Origin of the sequence: Streptomyces cynarae, from assembly GCF_025642135.1 — a bacterium.
GTDB lineage: Bacteria > Actinomycetota > Actinomycetes > Streptomycetales > Streptomycetaceae > Streptomyces > Streptomyces cynarae.
The window spans coordinates 3,054,604-3,070,885 of sequence record NZ_CP106793.1 but is presented as its reverse complement, the minus strand read 5'-3'; the positions used below and the strand labels follow the sequence as shown (position 1 = coordinate 3,070,885).

12 protein-coding genes and 2 tRNA genes are annotated in these 16,282 nt (G+C 69.6%); 12 read left to right on the top strand and 2 right to left on the bottom strand.

All coding sequences use genetic code 11. The features are described from left to right. Window positions 1-63: 63 nt before the first annotated feature. Together N8I84_RS14335 and N8I84_RS14330 are read left to right on the top strand one after the other, a co-directional pair. A complete protein-coding gene (locus N8I84_RS14335) occupies window positions 64-1,494 on the top strand; it encodes a DUF6177 family protein (protein ID WP_263234759.1) in 1,431 nt (476 codons plus the stop codon). A gap of 351 nt (window positions 1,495-1,845) precedes the next feature. Beyond that, the gene (locus N8I84_RS14330; RefSeq protein WP_200417380.1) at window positions 1,846-2,040 is read left to right on the top strand and encodes a hypothetical protein; all 195 of its coding nucleotides are present in this window, start codon (window positions 1,846-1,848) and stop codon (window positions 2,038-2,040) included. Window positions 2,041-2,575: 535 nt separating this feature from the next. Here N8I84_RS14330 and N8I84_RS14325 read toward each other — a convergent pair. Continuing rightward, window positions 2,576-2,646 (bottom strand) — tRNA-Gly (locus N8I84_RS14325). Between the two features lie 152 nt (window positions 2,647-2,798). Here N8I84_RS14325 and N8I84_RS14320 point away from each other — a divergent pair. The 5 genes from N8I84_RS14320 to clpX all read left to right on the top strand — a co-directional run bounded on the left by N8I84_RS14320 (window position 2,799) and on the right by clpX (window position 8,076). Further along, a tRNA-Pro gene (locus N8I84_RS14320) sits at window positions 2,799-2,875 on the top strand. Between the two features lie 207 nt (window positions 2,876-3,082). Next, complete coding sequence (gene tig / locus N8I84_RS14315; RefSeq protein ID WP_263229892.1) at window positions 3,083-4,471, top strand: trigger factor; 1,389 nt, start codon at window positions 3,083-3,085, stop codon at window positions 4,469-4,471. A gap of 499 nt (window positions 4,472-4,970) precedes the next feature. Next, the gene (locus tag N8I84_RS14310; protein ID WP_200417786.1) at window positions 4,971-5,582 is read left to right on the top strand and encodes an ATP-dependent Clp protease proteolytic subunit; all 612 of its coding nucleotides are present in this window, start codon (window positions 4,971-4,973) and stop codon (window positions 5,580-5,582) included. A 336-nt stretch (window positions 5,583-5,918) separates the two neighbouring features. Then, window positions 5,919-6,599, top strand: coding sequence for an ATP-dependent Clp protease proteolytic subunit (locus tag N8I84_RS14305; RefSeq protein ID WP_313884253.1), 681 nt, complete (start codon window positions 5,919-5,921; stop codon window positions 6,597-6,599). 190 nt (window positions 6,600-6,789) lie between these two features. Then, entirely contained in the window at window positions 6,790-8,076 is a 1,287-nt protein-coding gene (gene clpX / locus N8I84_RS14300) for an ATP-dependent Clp protease ATP-binding subunit ClpX (RefSeq protein WP_200417377.1), read from the top strand. An 88-nt stretch (window positions 8,077-8,164) separates the two neighbouring features. Here clpX and N8I84_RS14295 read toward each other — a convergent pair whose 3' ends face one another. Then, window positions 8,165-9,172, bottom strand: coding sequence for a hypothetical protein (locus N8I84_RS14295; protein ID WP_263229891.1), 1,008 nt, complete (start codon window positions 9,170-9,172; stop codon window positions 8,165-8,167). A gap of 138 nt (window positions 9,173-9,310) precedes the next feature. Here N8I84_RS14295 and N8I84_RS14290 point away from each other — a divergent pair, with 138 nt between their 5' ends. The 5 genes from N8I84_RS14290 (at window position 9,311) to N8I84_RS14270 (ending at window position 16,205) form a co-directional block, all read left to right on the top strand. Further along, window positions 9,311-11,935 (top strand): valine--tRNA ligase, encoded by a 2,625-nt coding sequence (locus N8I84_RS14290; protein WP_263229890.1) that lies wholly within the window; start codon window positions 9,311-9,313, stop codon window positions 11,933-11,935. 411 nt (window positions 11,936-12,346) lie between these two features. After that, on the top strand, window positions 12,347-13,894 hold the full coding sequence (gene folC, locus N8I84_RS14285; protein WP_263229889.1) for a bifunctional tetrahydrofolate synthase/dihydrofolate synthase: 1,548 nt from the start codon (window positions 12,347-12,349) through the stop codon (window positions 13,892-13,894). A 6-nt stretch (window positions 13,895-13,900) separates the two neighbouring features. Further along, complete coding sequence (locus N8I84_RS14280) at window positions 13,901-14,239, top strand: DUF4233 domain-containing protein (protein ID WP_263229888.1); 339 nt, start codon at window positions 13,901-13,903, stop codon at window positions 14,237-14,239. A 190-nt stretch (window positions 14,240-14,429) separates the two neighbouring features. Next, window positions 14,430-14,843 carry a nucleoside-diphosphate kinase gene (gene ndk / locus N8I84_RS14275; RefSeq protein ID WP_263229887.1) on the top strand — a complete coding sequence of 138 codons (414 nt, stop codon included), beginning with the start codon at window positions 14,430-14,432 and terminating at the stop codon, window positions 14,841-14,843. 342 nt (window positions 14,844-15,185) lie between these two features. Further along, window positions 15,186-16,205, top strand: a complete 1,020-nt coding sequence (locus tag N8I84_RS14270) for a rod shape-determining protein (RefSeq protein WP_103845224.1) — start codon at window positions 15,186-15,188, stop codon at window positions 16,203-16,205. The last annotated feature ends 77 nt before the right edge of the window (window positions 16,206-16,282 follow it).

Below are 16,282 nucleotides of genomic sequence, written 5' to 3'. Positions count from 1 at the left end.
GATCAGGACATCGACCGCGACGTCGATCAGGACATCGACCACGATGAAGGACCGGCCGACCCCATGACCAAGGACGTCATCGCCCTCACCCAGAAGATGCCCGACCCGCTGAGCGTGATCGCGGGTCTGCTCTCCGGCGGCCAGGACAAGCTGGTGGGCGCGGAGGGCGGCGGGGCGGTCGTGCAGTTGTGTGACGAACAGGGGCGCCCACTGGTGTCCGTGGAGGCGCCGCTGCTGGTCCAGGTGCGGGGCGAGGCGCAGCGGCTGCTCGGCGCGAGCGAGCCGCAGGTGCCGTACTGGTGGACGGAGGCCCGCGCCACGACCGGTGTACGGGAGGCGGAACGACTCGCGGGCACCTTCGCCGCGCGCCTGGCCACGCTGACCGGCGGGACCGCGTGGCCGCCGGAGGCGGCCCGGTCGCTGGCCGTGGTGACGACGGACGGGGTGAGCGCCGTGCCCACGCCGGCGGCCGCGCAGCCCGCCGTCGACGTGCTCACCGACAAGGTCGCCGTCGTCATCCAGGACCGCCCGGTGGTGGCGATGACGGCCTGGCTCTCGGACGCCCTCCGGGCGGCGGCGAACGCCGAACTGGGCCTGCAGATCGTCACCCCCGCGGGCACCCGCCTGTCGCCCGCGGTCCGCAACAGCCTGCCGGGCTGGCCCTCCCGCTGGGTGGTCCGCGACGAAGAGGTCGGCTACTACGACGGACTGTCGGGTGCCGTACTGGAATGGAAGAACGGTCTGTTCGCGACGGTCGATCCCCCGGACGCGACCCCGGACGGCCCGCGCACACCGGTCGCCGACGCGTTCGGGACGGACATCCAGGACACGGGGGAGCGCCAACTGGCCATCTCCTTCCGGGCGGTCCACCCGGCGGACGACCGTCTGGTGCTGGGCGGCGCCCTGGAGACCCTCTGGCGGGAGATCACCGGCGAGCCGCCGGTCGGCTGGGGCACCGAGGAGCCCGCCAACCTGCCCTGGTCGCTGCGGCAGCTGACGGACGTGGCCCGCGAGCGGGCGCCCGAACCGACATGGCTGGTGGTGGTCGGCACCCCCGAGCGTCCCGGGCACGCGACGGTCCGGATCAGCCGTACGAAGGCCGGGGTGGAGGAGGACGTCACGCTGGCGTTCGGGTACGGGCCCGGGGAGGAGGTGCCGTCGGAGGCGGTGCGCGCGGCGGCGGAGGCGCTGGCGACCCGGCACGACCTCCAGTCGATGCTGGTCCAGATCCGCAAGGCCCGCCGCGACCTGTCGGTCCCGCCCCGCTTCGAGGGCCCGGGCGTCCCGTACGCGTTCGTGCTGGGCGCGGAGGAGGTACGGGCCATGCCGGGCGACAGGGCCCGCCGCACACCCCTGCGGGAGTCCCCGATCCCCCTGGGCCCGAGGACGAGACCGGCGCTGTACTACCCGTTGCCGGGGGACCCGGGGGACCTGTCGGGATGGCAGGACTTCGAGCGGCTCATGCGGCACCTGAAGGGAGCCCCGACCCGATAGGGTCCGCCGCGGCGCCATCACCGTCCCGGACCACCACGGGCGCGCCCAACTCCCGCACGGCGTCGCGGCGGATGGTGAGATGTCGGTGTGGAATCACCTGCGAGCACGATGTGTGGGCATGGAAACGATCACCGCCCATCTGCCCCACGGGTACCGTGCGATTTCCTTGCGCAGCAGCCCCGTTGGCCATGGCTGACCGCTCCTCGCTGTGACGAGTTGCCGCCAAGGTGGTCGACGATGCCTCAGCGGCCGCATAGGGCGGGCCGGTTGGTGGCACGATGGTTCTGGCGGGGTGTGCAGGGGACGGCGCCCCGGGCCGGGAGAGCGGACCGACCGAGGGTGTGATCAGTTGTGGCGATTTCGCTGTCAGTGGTGCTGCTGTTGGCGATCATCCTGGTGGTGATGATCAGAGGGGGCTCGATCAAGGCCGGACCGGCGATCGTGGCGATGCTCTTCGGCTTCTTCCTGGCCTCCACCGGCATGGCTCCGTCCATCAACCGCTTCCTGAACTCGATAGCGGACACGATCAACTCGATCCGCTTCTGAGCGGACGGGACCACGCCCGGCACCGGTCGGCTCGGCTTTGTACGGAGTCGGGCCGGCCCGTTCCGGGCGACTTCGGCGACGGCCGCACCGGCAGTGGGCCACCGATCGCCGACCGGCCCGCGCCCCTGGGCTCGACGTGCCCGGACACGCCGTTCCGCTCCGAGGGGACCATCGTCACGGCCGACGGCTGCCCGGCGTCGCAGTACCTCACCACATGGGTGCTCGGGAAGCGGCGCTCGGGGTTGAGGTCGGCGCTGGCGGCCGGGCCCAGGCTGCCGGCGAGCGCGCTGCCGAGGTCCGCGTCGACGACCTCGAGCGCGAGGCGGGTGCGGCTTCGCCGCCCGGGTGGGGGCGGAGACGTCCCTGCGCAGGGGGCACGGACCTACACGCGCTTCGCTCGGCGGTTCTGACGGCGTCGGTGAGAAAGATCGCAAGCCGAAGGGGCACGCGGGGACACGCCGGACTTCGGCAGACCCGAAAACGCTCAGGGCCAGGTCGGAGGAATGATCCTCCGACCTGGCCCTGAGCCGTTCAGAGCGGGCGACGGGAATCGAACCCGCGTAGCTAGTTTGGAAGACTAGGGCTCTACCATTGAGCTACGCCCGCAACACGATGCGCCGCAGGTCACCGACCGCGGCACAGAAGGCATCGTAGCGGGTCGCCCGCCTCGTAGGCCAACGCGTCGGGGCTCACACGCGCCCGCGAACAAACCGGCCGACTCGGCCGGTCCGGGCATGTACCCTACGTGTCGCACCAGACGGGGTGTGGCGCAGCTTGGTAGCGCGTCCGCTTTGGGAGCGGAAGGCCGTGGGTTCAAATCCCGCCACCCCGACCACCGGCCCGGCTCGGCCCGGCGCCGATCCGCGTGATCGCCTTTGGGGGCGCTCAGTGCCTGCGGTTACTATGCAAGCTGCGCGCCCGTGTGTCTGCACTGCCATGTCTCTCAGGCAGGGGCCCGCGAATCCGCCGAAGGCATGCCCGCCCCTCCGGGTGGCGCAGGCTCGGCAGAACCCCAAGAAGTCAGCCACAAGGAGACCGAACCGTGAAGAGCGCCGTGGAGACCCTGAACCCGACCCGGGTTCGGCTCACTGTTGAGGTGCCCTTCGAGGAGCTCAAGGACAGCCTCGACGCGGCGTACAAGAAGATCAACCAGCAGGTCACGGTGAAGGGCTTCCGCAAGGGCAAGATCCCCGCCCGGGTCATCGACCAGCGGTTCGGCCGTGGCGCCGTGCTGGAGGAGGCCGTCAACGACGCGCTTCCCAAGCTCTACACCGAGGCGGTCAACGAGGCCGAGCTGAACCCGCTGGGCCAGCCCGAGGTCGACATCACGGAGCTGAAGGACAACGAGCTGCTGTCCTTCACCGCCGAGGTCGACGTCCGCCCGACCATCGAGATCCCGGACTACTCCGGCATCGAGGTCGAGGTCGACGCCGTCGAGGTCACCGACGAGGACGTCGAGAAGTCGGTCCAGCAGCTGCGCGACCGCTTCGCGTCCACCTCCCCGGTCGAGCGCGCCGCCGAGGACGGCGACGTGGTCACGATCGACCTGGAGGCCAAGGTCGACGGCGAGGTCCTCGAGGACGGCGTCGCCAAGGACGTCTCGTACACGATCGGCTCCGGTGAGCTGCTGGACGGTATCGACGACGCCGTGAAGGGCCTGTCGGCAGGCGAGGAGGCCACCTTCACCTCCGAGCTGAAGGGCGGCTCGGCGGCCGGCAGGGAGGCCGAGGTGACGGTCAAGGTCACCCAGGTCGCCGCCCGGGAACTGCCGGAGCTCGACGACGAGTTCGCGCAGCTCGCGTCCGAGTTCGACACGCTGGAGGAGCTGAAGGCGGACAGCCGCAAGCGCCTCGAGAACATGAAGCAGTACGACCAGGCCACGCAGGCCCAGGAGCGCGTCCTGGACAAGCTGCTCGAGCTGGTCGAGGTCCCGGTCCCCGAGAAGCTCCTCGAGGACGAGATCAACACGCGTAAGCACAACCTCGAGCACCACCAGCTCGGCCAGATGGGTCTGACCCTCGACCGGTACCTGGAGATCCAGGGCAAGACCGCCGAGGAGTTCGAGACCGAGACGCGCGAGGCCGCGATCAAGGGCATCAAGACCCAGTTCGTCCTGGACGAGCTGGTCAACAAGGAGAAGCTCAACGTCAACCAGGAGGAGCTCACCGAGCACCTCATGCGGCGCGCGGCCTCCTCCGGCATGTCCCCCGACCAGTTCGCCCAGGCGGTCGTCGAGGGCGGCCAGGTCCCGATGCTGGTCGGCGAGGTCGCCCGCGGCAAGGCCCTGGCGCTGGTCGTCGAGGCCGCGACGGTCAAGGACACCAACGGCGAGGTCGTCGACCTGGACGACGAGGAGGAGTCGGAGGAGGAGTCCGCCGAGGCCACCACGGACGCCTCCGCCGAGGCCACCGAGGAGAAGCCGGAGGCGTAACCTCCCTCGCTACGGCAGTACGGGCCCCGGGGCGCACAGCGTGCTCCGGGGCCCGTCGCCATATGCGCATGCCGGCAACCGCCCGGCGCCCGCCGGGAACCGGTCGGCCCCGGCGAGGGGTGCACCCGAAAGGGGCGCGGGAACTGCGGGAGCAACCCACCACAAGCCCACACCGACGCGACGACGGCACCCTCCACGGCGACAATGGACCCGGGGCCCGGGGCGGAGCCCCGCGACGGCACATCCGGCACCGGGCCCCGCACAACCAAGCCCCAGCACCACCCCCGGCCGGCCCAAGCGGAGCGCATGCGCTCACAGCGAACAGCCCCTTAAGCGGGATTCCCCGAAGGGACCCGCGCGTTAGGGTCCATGAATACGAGGGCAGGGGAGTCCCCGAAGCCGCCCCGCAGGGGGTCGGACGGGGTCCCACGCCCCAGCAGGACACGTGAGACGGCCCCGTGCCGTCGTAAGACGAGCAGGTGGATACGTGACGAATCTGATGCCCTCCGCCGCCGGCGAGCCTTCCATCGGTGGCGGCCTCGGCGACCAGGTCTACAACCGGCTGCTCAACGAGCGGATCATCTTCCTCGGCCAGCCGGTGGACGACGACATCGCCAACAAGATCACCGCACAGCTGCTGCTCCTTGCCTCCGACCCGGACAAGGACATTTACCTGTACATCAACAGCCCGGGCGGCTCGATCACGGCCGGCATGGCGATCTACGACACCATGCAGTACATCAAGAACGACGTGGTGACGATCGCCATGGGCATGGCGGCCTCGATGGGGCAGTTCCTGCTCAGCGCGGGCACCCCGGGCAAGCGCTTCGCCCTGCCCAACGCCGAGATCCTGATCCACCAGCCCTCGGCCGGCCTCGCCGGCTCCGCGTCGGACATCAAGATCCACGCCGAGCGGCTTCTGCACACCAAGAAGCGCATGGCCGAGCTGACCGCCTTCCACACCGGCCAGTCGGTCGAGCAGATCACCCGGGACTCGGACCGCGACCGCTGGTTCGACGCCCAGGAGGCCAAGGAGTACGGCCTGATCGACGAGGTCATCACCACCGCTGTCGGCATGCCGGGCGGCGGAGGCACCGGGGCGGGCTCGTAAGGGCTCACCGGGTCCGCTCGAGGCCCGACGGCCGCCCAGGCGGACCGTGAGCCTCCGACGAGGCCCCGAAGGCCTGCGCGACCGGGCAGCCGGTCCCGTCGGGCTTCCGGATCGGTCGAGCACGAGCCGGCCGGCCCGCCCGGGCACGTGAGGGCTCCCCGGCCCCGGCACGGCCGCAGGGCCCTCCAGAGGCCCGGCAGGCGCCCATGGGCCCCGGGAGCCGGTCCCGGGCCCGGCAGCAGCCGCAGCGGCCGTACAGGACCCACAAGGACCCGAACAGCCCCCAGTGCCCCTCAAGCCCCCCAGCCACCGCCCCAGCCCCCTTCAGGAGACACCGTGAACGACTTCCCCGGCAGCGGCATCTACGACCGTATGCGCGCCGAGTACACCGGCCCCGCGGCCGAGTCCCGCTACGTCATCCCGCGCTTCGTCGAGCGCACCTCGCAGGGCATCCGCGAGTACGACCCGTACGCGAAGCTCTTCGAGGAGCGCGTGATCTTCCTCGGCGTCCAGATCGACGACGCCTCCGCCAACGACGTCATGGCGCAGCTGCTGTGCCTGGAGTCGATGGACCCCGACCGTGACATCTCGGTCTACATCAACAGCCCCGGCGGCTCCTTCACCGCGCTCACGGCCATCTACGACACGATGCAGTTCGTGAAGCCGGACATCCAGACGGTCTGCATGGGGCAGGCCGCCTCCGCCGCCGCCGTGCTGCTGGCCGCGGGCACCCCGGGCAAGCGCATGGCGCTGCCGAACGCCCGTGTGCTGATCCACCAGCCCTACAGCGAGACCGGCCGCGGCCAGGTCTCGGACCTGGAGATCGCCGCCAACGAGATCCTCCGGATGCGGAGCCAGCTGGAGGAGATGCTGGCCAAGCACTCCACCCAGCCGATCGAGAAGATCCGCGAGGACATCGAGCGCGACAAGATCCTCACGGCCGAGGACGCGCTGCAGTACGGCCTGATCGACCAGATCATCTCCACCCGGAAGATGAACAACACCGAGATCCGCTGACGCGAATCCAGGCGATTCGTCACCGGCCCTGTATCGTCTGCCGCCCCTTGGCACGGTTTGCCCCGGCTCACGTCGAGCGAACCACGCCAAGGGGGGCCCGAACGGGGGGCCCGGCAAGGTACCGTCGACATAAGGCAGCACCAGGAGCCGCTGGATGTAAGGCGTCTCCCAGGCGAAGGGGAAGCACACCGTGGCACGCATCGGTGACGGCGGCGATCTGCTCAAGTGCTCGTTCTGCGGCAAGAGCCAGAAGCAGGTCAAGAAGCTCATCGCAGGCCCCGGTGTGTACATCTGCGACGAGTGCATCGATCTCTGCAACGAGATCATCGAGGAGGAGCTCGCCGAGACGAGCGAGGTGCGCTGGGAGGAGCTCCCCAAGCCCCGCGAGATCTACGAGTTCCTCGAGGGGTACGTGGTCGGCCAGGAGGCGGCCAAGAAGGCCCTGTCCGTCGCGGTGTACAACCACTACAAGCGGGTCCAGGCCGGTGAGAACGGCGGCGCCCAAGGCCGCGACGACGCCATCGAGTTGGCCAAGTCGAACATCCTGCTGCTGGGCCCCACGGGCTCCGGCAAGACGCTGCTCGCCCAGACCCTGGCCCGCATGCTGAACGTCCCGTTCGCGATCGCCGACGCGACCGCGCTGACGGAGGCGGGGTATGTCGGCGAGGACGTCGAGAACATCCTGCTGAAGCTCATCCAGGCGGCCGACTACGACGTCAAGAAGGCCGAGACGGGCATCATCTACATCGACGAGATCGACAAGGTGGCCCGCAAGAGCGAGAACCCGTCGATCACCCGGGACGTGAGCGGCGAGGGCGTCCAGCAGGCCCTGCTGAAGATCCTGGAGGGCACGACGGCCTCGGTCCCGCCGCAGGGCGGCCGCAAGCACCCGCACCAGGAGTTCATCCAGATCGACACGACGAACGTGCTGTTCATCGTGGGCGGCGCGTTCGCGGGCCTGGAGAAGATCATCGAGTCCCGGGCGGGGGCGAAGGGCATCGGCTTCGGCGCCACCATCCGCTCGAAGCGCGAACTGGAGGCCAAGGACCAGTTCGAGGACGTCATGCCGGAGGACCTGGTTAAGTTCGGGATGATCCCCGAGTTCATCGGCCGTCTCCCGGTCATCACCTCGGTCCACAACCTCGACCGCAAGGCCCTGCTGCAGATCCTCGTCGAACCGCGTAACGCGCTGGTGAAGCAGTACCAACGGCTCTTCGAACTCGACGGGGTGGAACTGGACTTCGAGCGCGAGGCCCTCGAAGCGATCGCCGACCAGGCGATCCTGCGCCAGACGGGCGCCCGGGGTCTGCGCGCCATCATGGAGGAGGTCCTCCAGGCGGTGATGTACGAGGTCCCGTCCCGCAAGGACGTGGCCCGCGTCGTCATCACGGCCGACGTGGTGCTCCGCAACGTCAACCCGACCCTGATCCCGCGGGACGCGCGCGGGCGAGGCCCGGGCGAGCAGAAGACGGCGTAGCCACCGCTCGGCACACGAGCCGACCCCCGGACGAGGAAGGGGCCCCGGTCGACCGACCGGGGCCCCTTCACCGTTGCGGCGCAGGGCGTCAGGCCTTGACGCGCACGTCGTTGCGGAGCTTGCGGGTCATGTCGGCCGCGGTGTCCTTCGACACGTCGGCCGCGTTGTTGCCGGGGGAGACCATGGCCATCGTGCTGTAGTCGGCCCAGGCGCAGAACCAGTCGGTCTGCTGCTGCTTGGTGAGCTGGTTGGTCCCCTTGGCCGCTTGGCACTTCATGACCGCGCCGTCGATGCCGACCGACTCGGGCTCGCCGACCAGTTCGCTCTTGCTCGCGGCACCGCTGCCGGACGAGTTCTTCTGGAAGTCCTTCTTGATCTGGGCGAAGTACGCGTCCAGGGCCGCCTTCGGATCGGCGATCTTGCCGTAGGCCCCGATGAGCGTGACGCCCTTGGCCGTGAGCAGCTTCGACTTGTCGGGCAGGGTCGAGGGATCGCTCGGGTCGTACTTGCTGAGGTCGGCCGTCGAGTACGCGCTGTAGACGGCGGTGCCGTTCTTGACGCCGCTCTTCTCCAGGTCCTTGACGGTACTGGAGCTGGTGTCGCTGGTGTCGCTCTCCTTGGTCGCCCGGTTGTACTCGCCGAGCACCTTCTGCGGCGTCGTCAGCTTGTGAGGACCGTCGTCCGCGAGACCGGACGACCCGCCACCGCCGATGACGAAGTACGCCCCCACCGCGATCACCGCCACCACCGCCACCGCGCCGATGATCAGCCCCGTCTTCTTCTTGCCGCCCCCTGGAACCGGCGGCTGCGGGACGCCGTAGGGCTGCTGCTGGCCGTAGGGCGGCTGCTGCTGGCCGTACGGGTTCTGCTGGGGCGGGGCGGCCTGCGGAGGCTGCTGGGGGTAGCCGTAGCCGGGCGCCGGCGGCGTCTGCTCGGGGTAGCCGTAGCCGGGCTGGGGCTGGGGGGCCTGCGACGGCCCGCCGTAGGGGCCCGGCTGACCGTACGGCCCCGGCCGCCCCTGTCCCTGCCCCGGCTGACCGTACGGTCCGGGCTGCTGCGGCTGCCCGCCGTACGGGCCCGGCTGGTTGTAGCTCATGTTCTGGGTTCCCCTCCAGACGCTTATGTGGCCCTGACATCCTGGCGCAGGCCGGGGAACGCCGGGTCGCCAGGGGGCCGGCCGTTACGAAAGAATCGTGTTTCGGGACGGGGCCGTGACACCTCTAAACTGACCCCCGTGACCGAGAACGCTCAGCAGCAGCCATCAGCGCCCCACACCGAACTGCCGACCCAGTACGCGCCGGCCGATGTAGAGGGGCCGCTGTACGAGCGCTGGGTAGAGCGCGGTTACTTCGAGGCCGACGAGAAGAGCGACAAGCCTCCGTACACCATCGTCATCCCGCCGCCGAACGTCACCGGCTCCCTCCACCTGGGGCACGCCTTCGAGCACACGCTCATCGACGCCCTGACCCGCCGCAAGCGCATGCAGGGCCACGAGACGCTGTGGCAGCCCGGCATGGACCACGCCGGTATCGCCACGCAGAACGTGGTCGAGCGCGAGCTCGCGAAGGAGGGCAAGTCCCGGCACGACCTGGGGCGGGAAGCCTTCGTCGAGCGCGTCTGGCAGTGGAAGGCCGAGTCCGGCGGGCAGATCTCTGGCCAGATGCGGCGCCTCGGCGACGGCGTCGCCTGGTCCCGCGAGCGGTTCACCATGGACGAGGGTCTCTCCCAGGCCGTTCAGACCATCTTCAAGCGTCTCTACGACGACGAGCTGATCTACCGCGCCGAGCGCATCATCAACTGGTGTCCGCGCTGCCTGACCGCCATCTCGGACATCGAGGTGGAGTACCAGGACGACGACGGCGAGCTCGTCTCGATGAAGTACGGCGAGGGGGACGACACCATCGTCGTCGCCACCACCCGCGCCGAGACGATGCTCGGTGACACCGCCGTCGCCGTCCACCCCGACGACGAGCGCTACAAGCACCTGGTCGGCAAGCTGGTCAAGCTGCCGCTCACCGACCGCTCCATCCCGGTCGTCGCGGACGAGCACGTCGACCCCGAGTTCGGCACCGGCGCCGTCAAGGTCACCCCGGCCCACGACCCGAACGACTTCGAGATCGGCCAGCGCCACGGCCTGCCCGCCATCACCGTGATGGACGAGCACGCCGTCATCACGGCGCACGGCCCCTTCCAGGGCCTGGACCGCTTCGAGGCCCGCTCGGCGATCGTCGCCGCCCTGCGCGCCGACGGCCGGATCGTCGCCGAGAAGCGGCCGTACGTCCACTCCGTCGGCCACTGCTCGCGCTGCAAGACCACCATCGAGCCGCGCCTGTCCATGCAGTGGTGGGTCAAGGTCGGGCCGCTCGCGAAGGCCGCCGGTGACGCGGTCCGCGAGGGCAAGGTCAAGATCCACCCGCAGGAGATGGAGAAGCGGTACTTCGACTGGGTCGACAACCTCCACGACTGGTGCATCTCGCGCCAGTTGTGGTGGGGCCACCGCATCCCGGTCTGGTACGGGCCGGACGGCGAGGTCGTCTGCGTCGGCCCGGACGAGGAGCCGCCGAGCGGCGAGGGCTGGCGTCAGGACACCGACGTCCTCGACACCTGGTTCTCCTCCGGCCTGTGGCCCTTCTCCACGCTGGGCTGGCCCGAGCAGACCGAGAGCCTGAAGAAGTTCTATCCGAACTCCGTCCTGGTCACCGGCTACGACATCCTCTTCTTCTGGGTCGCCCGGATGATGATGTTCGGCCTGTACGCGATGGACGGCACCCCGCCGTTCCACACCATCGCCCTGCACGGCATGGTCCGCGACCAGTTCGGCAAGAAGATGTCGAAGTCCTTCGGCAACGCGGTCAACCCGCTGGACTGGATGGACAAGTACGGCTCGGACGCGCTCCGGTTCACCCTGGCCCGTGGCGCCAACCCGGGTGTCGACGTCCCGATCGGCGAGGACTGGGTCCAGGGATCGCGCAACTTCGCCAACAAGATCTGGAACGCGACCCGCTTCGCGCTGATGAACGGCGCCACGGTCGAGGGCCCGCTGCCCTCGCCCGAGAAGATGTCGGCCACCGACCGCTGGATCCTGTCCCGGCTGAACTCGGTCGTCGCCGAAGTCGACGCCTTCTACGACGACTTCCAGTTCGCCAAGCTGTCCGACGCCCTCTTCCACTTCGCGTGGGACGAGGTCTTCGACTGGTACGTCGAGCTGTCGAAGACCACGTTCCAGGCGGGCGGCGAGGCGGCCGAGGTCAGCAAGCGAGTCCTCGGCGAGGTCCTGGACGTCACGCTGAAGCTGCTGCACCCGATCGTGCCGTTCGTCACCGAGACGCTGTGGACCACCCTCACGGGCGGTGAGTCGGTCGTCATCGCGGACTGGCCCGAGGACAGGGGGTTCCGTGACGCCGCGGCCGAGAAGGAGATCGAGACCCTCCAGTCGGTGATCACCGAGGTCCGCCGTTTCCGCGCCGACCAGGGCCTCCAGCCCGGTCAGCGGGTCCCGGCTCGGCTGAGCCTCGAGGGCACCGCGCTCGCCCCGCACGAGGCGGCCATCCGGCAGCTGCTGCGACTGCAGCCGGAGGGTGAGGGCTTCACGGCCACGGCGACCCTGCCGGTCGCGGGCGCCACGGTCGCGCTGGACCTGTCGGGCACGATCGACGTGGCGGCGGAGCGGAAGCGGCTCGCGAAGGATCTGGCCGCCGCGGAGAAAGAGAAGGCGCAGGCCACGGCGAAGCTCGGGAACGAGGCGTTCCTGGCGAAGGCGCCGGAGCCGGTGGTGGAGAAGATCCGCGGGCGGCTCGCCAAGGCGGAGGAGGACATCGCCCGGATCCAGGCCCAGCTGGAGCGGTTGCCGCAGGCCTAGGGCCTCTCGTTTGGATCATGCCGGGTTCGCGGGGCCTGGCACCGCGCCTCGCCGCGTTGTCGTCGGTTGCCATGGCTCCGCCATGGCGCCCTCCTCCGCCTTGCGATGCACGGCACCAGGCCCCGCTCCCTGATCCGGCCTGATCCAAACGAAAGACCCCAGCGGTACGTTGCTGAAGCCCCCGGAGCTTTTGGAGTTCCGGGGGCTTCGGCCGGCCCGGGGCAGGTCGCGCGACCCGGCGGTGACGGGGTGCCTCCCCCAAGCTCTTCGAGCAGGGGGTACCCCGGCGCCCACCCTCCCTCAAGCTCTCGGCTTCGCTCGAGCAGGGGAGGCCCCCATCGCCCCAACGGCACGATCGCCCGCAGGCCACGCGGACGACTGCCCGCAGGCCGGGGTACGTAGACTGGCCCCGTGAGTGACCTGCCCCCGCGCGACCCCAACGAGAGCGATCCCTTCGAGCAGATCGTCGAGGCCGAGACCGACCTTCCCCAAGCTCTCGACTCCGCTCGAGCAGGGGAGACCCCGATCCCCGACCTCGCGGTGATCGAGGCCGGCAGCCGTACCCTGCGCACGCAGGGCGGCCCATCGCAGGCCGACGTGCCCACGCGGCCCGAGGACCCCGAGGTCGACAAGGCGCTGCGCGAGGTCGAGGCCGAGCTGGCGACCCGCTGGGGCGAGACCAAGCTGGAGCCGTCCGTCACCCGTATCTCCGCGCTGATGGACGTACTGGGGGAGCCGCAGCGCTCGTACCCCTCCATCCACATCACCGGCACCAACGGCAAGACCTCCACCGCACGCATGATCGAGGCCCTCCTCGGCTCCTTCGAGCTGCGCACCGGCCGGTACACGAGCCCGCACGTCCAGTCGATCACCGAGCGCATCAGTCTGGACGGCGCCCCGATCAGCGCCGAGCGGTTCGTCGAGACGTACCAGGACATCAAGGCGTACATGGAGATGGTCGACGCCTCGCAGGAATACCGGCTGTCCTTCTTCGAGGTGCTCACCGGCATGGCGTACGCCGCCTTCGCGGACGCGCCCGTGGACGTCGCGGTCGTCGAGGTCGGCATGGGCGGCAGCTGGGACGCCACCAACGTGATCGACGGGGACGTCGCCGTCGTCACCCCCATCGACCTGGACCACACCGACCGGCTCGGCTCCACGCCCGGCGAGATCGCGGGTGAGAAGGCCGGGATCATCAAGTCCGACTCCACCGTCATCCTCGCCCAGCAGCCGGTCGACGCGGCCCAGGTGCTGCTGAAGAAGGCCGTGGAGGTGGACGCGACCGTGGCCCGCGAGGGGCTGGAGTTCGGGGTCGTGTCGCGGCAGGTCGCGGTCGGCGGGCAGCTCCTCACGCTGCGCGGCCTCGGCGGCGAGTACAACGAGGTGTACCTGCCGCTGCACGGCGCCTACCAGGCGCACAACGCCGCCGTGGCGCTCGCCGCGGTGGAGGCGTTCTTCGGCGTCGGCTCCCAGCGCCCCGAGCCACTGGACATCGACACGGTCCGCAAGGCCTTCGCGTCGGTGTCGTCCCCGGGCCGTCTGGAGGTCGTACGGCGCTCCCCGACGATCGTCCTGGACGCCGCCCACAACCCGGCGGGCGCCCGGGCCACCGCGGAGGCGGTGAGCGAGGCGTTCGACTTCAGCCGGCTGATCGGGGTCGTGGGGGCGAGCGGCGACAAGAACGTACGGGGGCTGCTCGAGGCCTTCGAGCCGATCTTCGCCGAGGTCGTGGTCACCCAGAACTCCAGCCACCGCGCATTGGACGCGGACGAGCTGGCCGCGATCGCCGTGGATGTCTTCGGCGAGGAGCGCGTCCAGGTCGAGCCGAGGCTGCCGGACGCGCTGGAGGCCGCGATCACGCTGGCCGAGGAGGAGGGGGAGTACGCGGGCGCCGGCGTGCTCGTCACCGGTTCCGTCATCACCGTCGGCGAGGCCCGACTGCTGCTGGGGAAGGGCTGAGCTGTCGTGCGTACGCTGTGTGCTTCGACGCTGATCGGCGAGTTCTTCGTCATCGGTTTCGCCGCGCTGGTCGCCATGAAGGACCCGGGCCTGTCCACGGGCACGGTCTGGACGGTCAGCGGGATCGCGATGCTGCTCAGCATCCTGCTCTGCGGCATGATCACCCGGCCCGGCGGGGTCCAGCTGGGCTGGGCGCTGCAGATCGCGCTGATCGCCTCCGGGTTCTTCGTGCCGACGATGTTCTTCATGGGCGCGGTCTTCGCCGCGCTGTGGTGGGCGTCGGTCCACTACGGGCGGAAGATCGACGAGGCCAAGGCGAGATTCGCGGCCGAGGGCAGCCGGTAGTCGCCCGGCGGTCCCCCTTCTCGAAGAGCTCGGGGGATTCGAGCACGAGGCCGTTCAAGCCGAAGCGGTGGTCCGGGGGCGCGGCCCCCAGTCGGCCACCGCACCAGAGGGCACCTGACGCTGCGTAACGTCCACCCAGACCCGCCCTGTAACCTCTACGCACCGAAAACCTTGGTAAAGGAGCCCTCTCGTGACCTCGCGCACCCTCGTCCTCCTCAAGCCCGACGCCGTTCGTCGCGGGCTGATCGGCGAGATCATCGGCCGTATCGAGCGCAAGGCCGGCTGGAGCATCAGCGCGCTGGACATGCGCACCCTGGACCAGGACACGCTGGAGCAGCACTACGGCGAGCACAAGGGCAAGCCGTTCTACGAGCCGCTGGTGGAGTTCATGGCCTCCGGTCCGGTCGTCGCGCTCGTCGTCGAGGGCGAGCGGGTCATCGAGGGCGTGCGCGCGCTGGCCGGCGCCACCGACCCCCTCGCCGCCAATCCGGGCTCCGTCCGCGGCGATTTCGGTGTGATCGTCCGCGAGAACCTCATCCACGCCTCCGACTCCGAGGAGTCCGCCGAGCGCGAGCTGAAGATCTTCTTTCCCGGGCGCTTCTGAGTCCAAGAATGATGAACTTCCGAACCCGTCTTGTGGATGATTTCTGAGGGTTTGTCACGTCACCCGGACGCCGTAACGGCCGCGCCGGGATTCCCGGCCCCGGAAACCCCGTCGACCCTTGGCATATGCGGCGCGTTCGGGGGAACGGCTACCCCCGAACGCCCGTCTCCAGGAGCGAGGCGACGCGTCATCTGCTGACAATGGCGGAGACCCTCGCGCAGTGTTTCGTGCAGGCGAGACTACGATGTAAGCCTTCACGTCACAGCACCCACTTCGCCGCCCCAACGAAAGCTGTCCAACGCTCCACTTGGGAAGGCCAGACGAATCCTGATGGGGAACTCAATGTCGTTCATCGGCCGTGACATGGCTGTCGACCTCGGGACCGCCAACACGCTGGTGTACGTCAGGGGTCGCGGGATCGTACTCAACGAGCCGTCCGTAGTCGCGATCAACACCAACACCGGTGGCATCCTCGCGGTCGGCGCGGAAGCGAAGAAGATGATCGGCCGGACGCCGGGCAACATCGTGGCCGTGCGCCCGCTGAAGGACGGCGTGATCGCCGACTTCGAGATCACCGAGCGGATGCTCCGCTACTTCATCCTGAAGATCCACAAGCGGCGGTATCTGGCTCGTCCGCGGGTCGTCGTCTGTGTGCCGTCGGGCATCACGGGCGTTGAGCGCCGGGCCGTCATCGAGGCGTCCTCCCAGGCCGGCGCCCGCCAGGTGCACATCATCGAGGAGCCCATGGCCGCCGCCATCGGCTCCGGCCTGCCGGTCCACGAGGCCACGGGCAACATGGTGGTGGACATCGGCGGCGGCACCACGGAGGTCGCGGTCATCTCGCTCGGCGGCATCGTCACCGCCCAGTCCATCCGCGTCGCGGGCGACGAACTGGACAACGCGATCATCCAGTACGTCAAGAAGGAGTACTCGCTCCTCCTCGGTGAGCGGACGGCCGAGCAGATCAAGATCACGATCGGTTCGGCGTACGACCTCGACACTGACGAGCACACCGAAATCCGTGGCCGGGACCTGGTCTCCGGGCTGCCCAAGACCGTGGTCATCTCCGCGGCCGAGGTCCGCAAGGCCATCGAGGAACCCGTCAACGCGATCGTGGACGCGGTCAAGACGACCCTCGACAAGTGCCCGCCGGAGCTGTCCGGCGACGTCATGGACCGCGGGATCGTCCTCACCGGCGGCGGCGCCCTGCTGCGCGGCCTCGACGAGCGGCTGCGCCGGGAGACCGGCATGCCGATCCACATCGCCGAGGACCCGCTGGACAGCGTGGCGCTCGGCTCCGGCAAGTGCGTCGAGGAGTTCGAGGCGCTCCAGCAGGTGCTGGACGCCCAGCCCCGCAGATGACGCGACGCGCCGACTCCGCCGTACGAGACCATCTGTGCTCGTGCGGCGGATCGTTGATATAGAGGCATAAGCCCCGT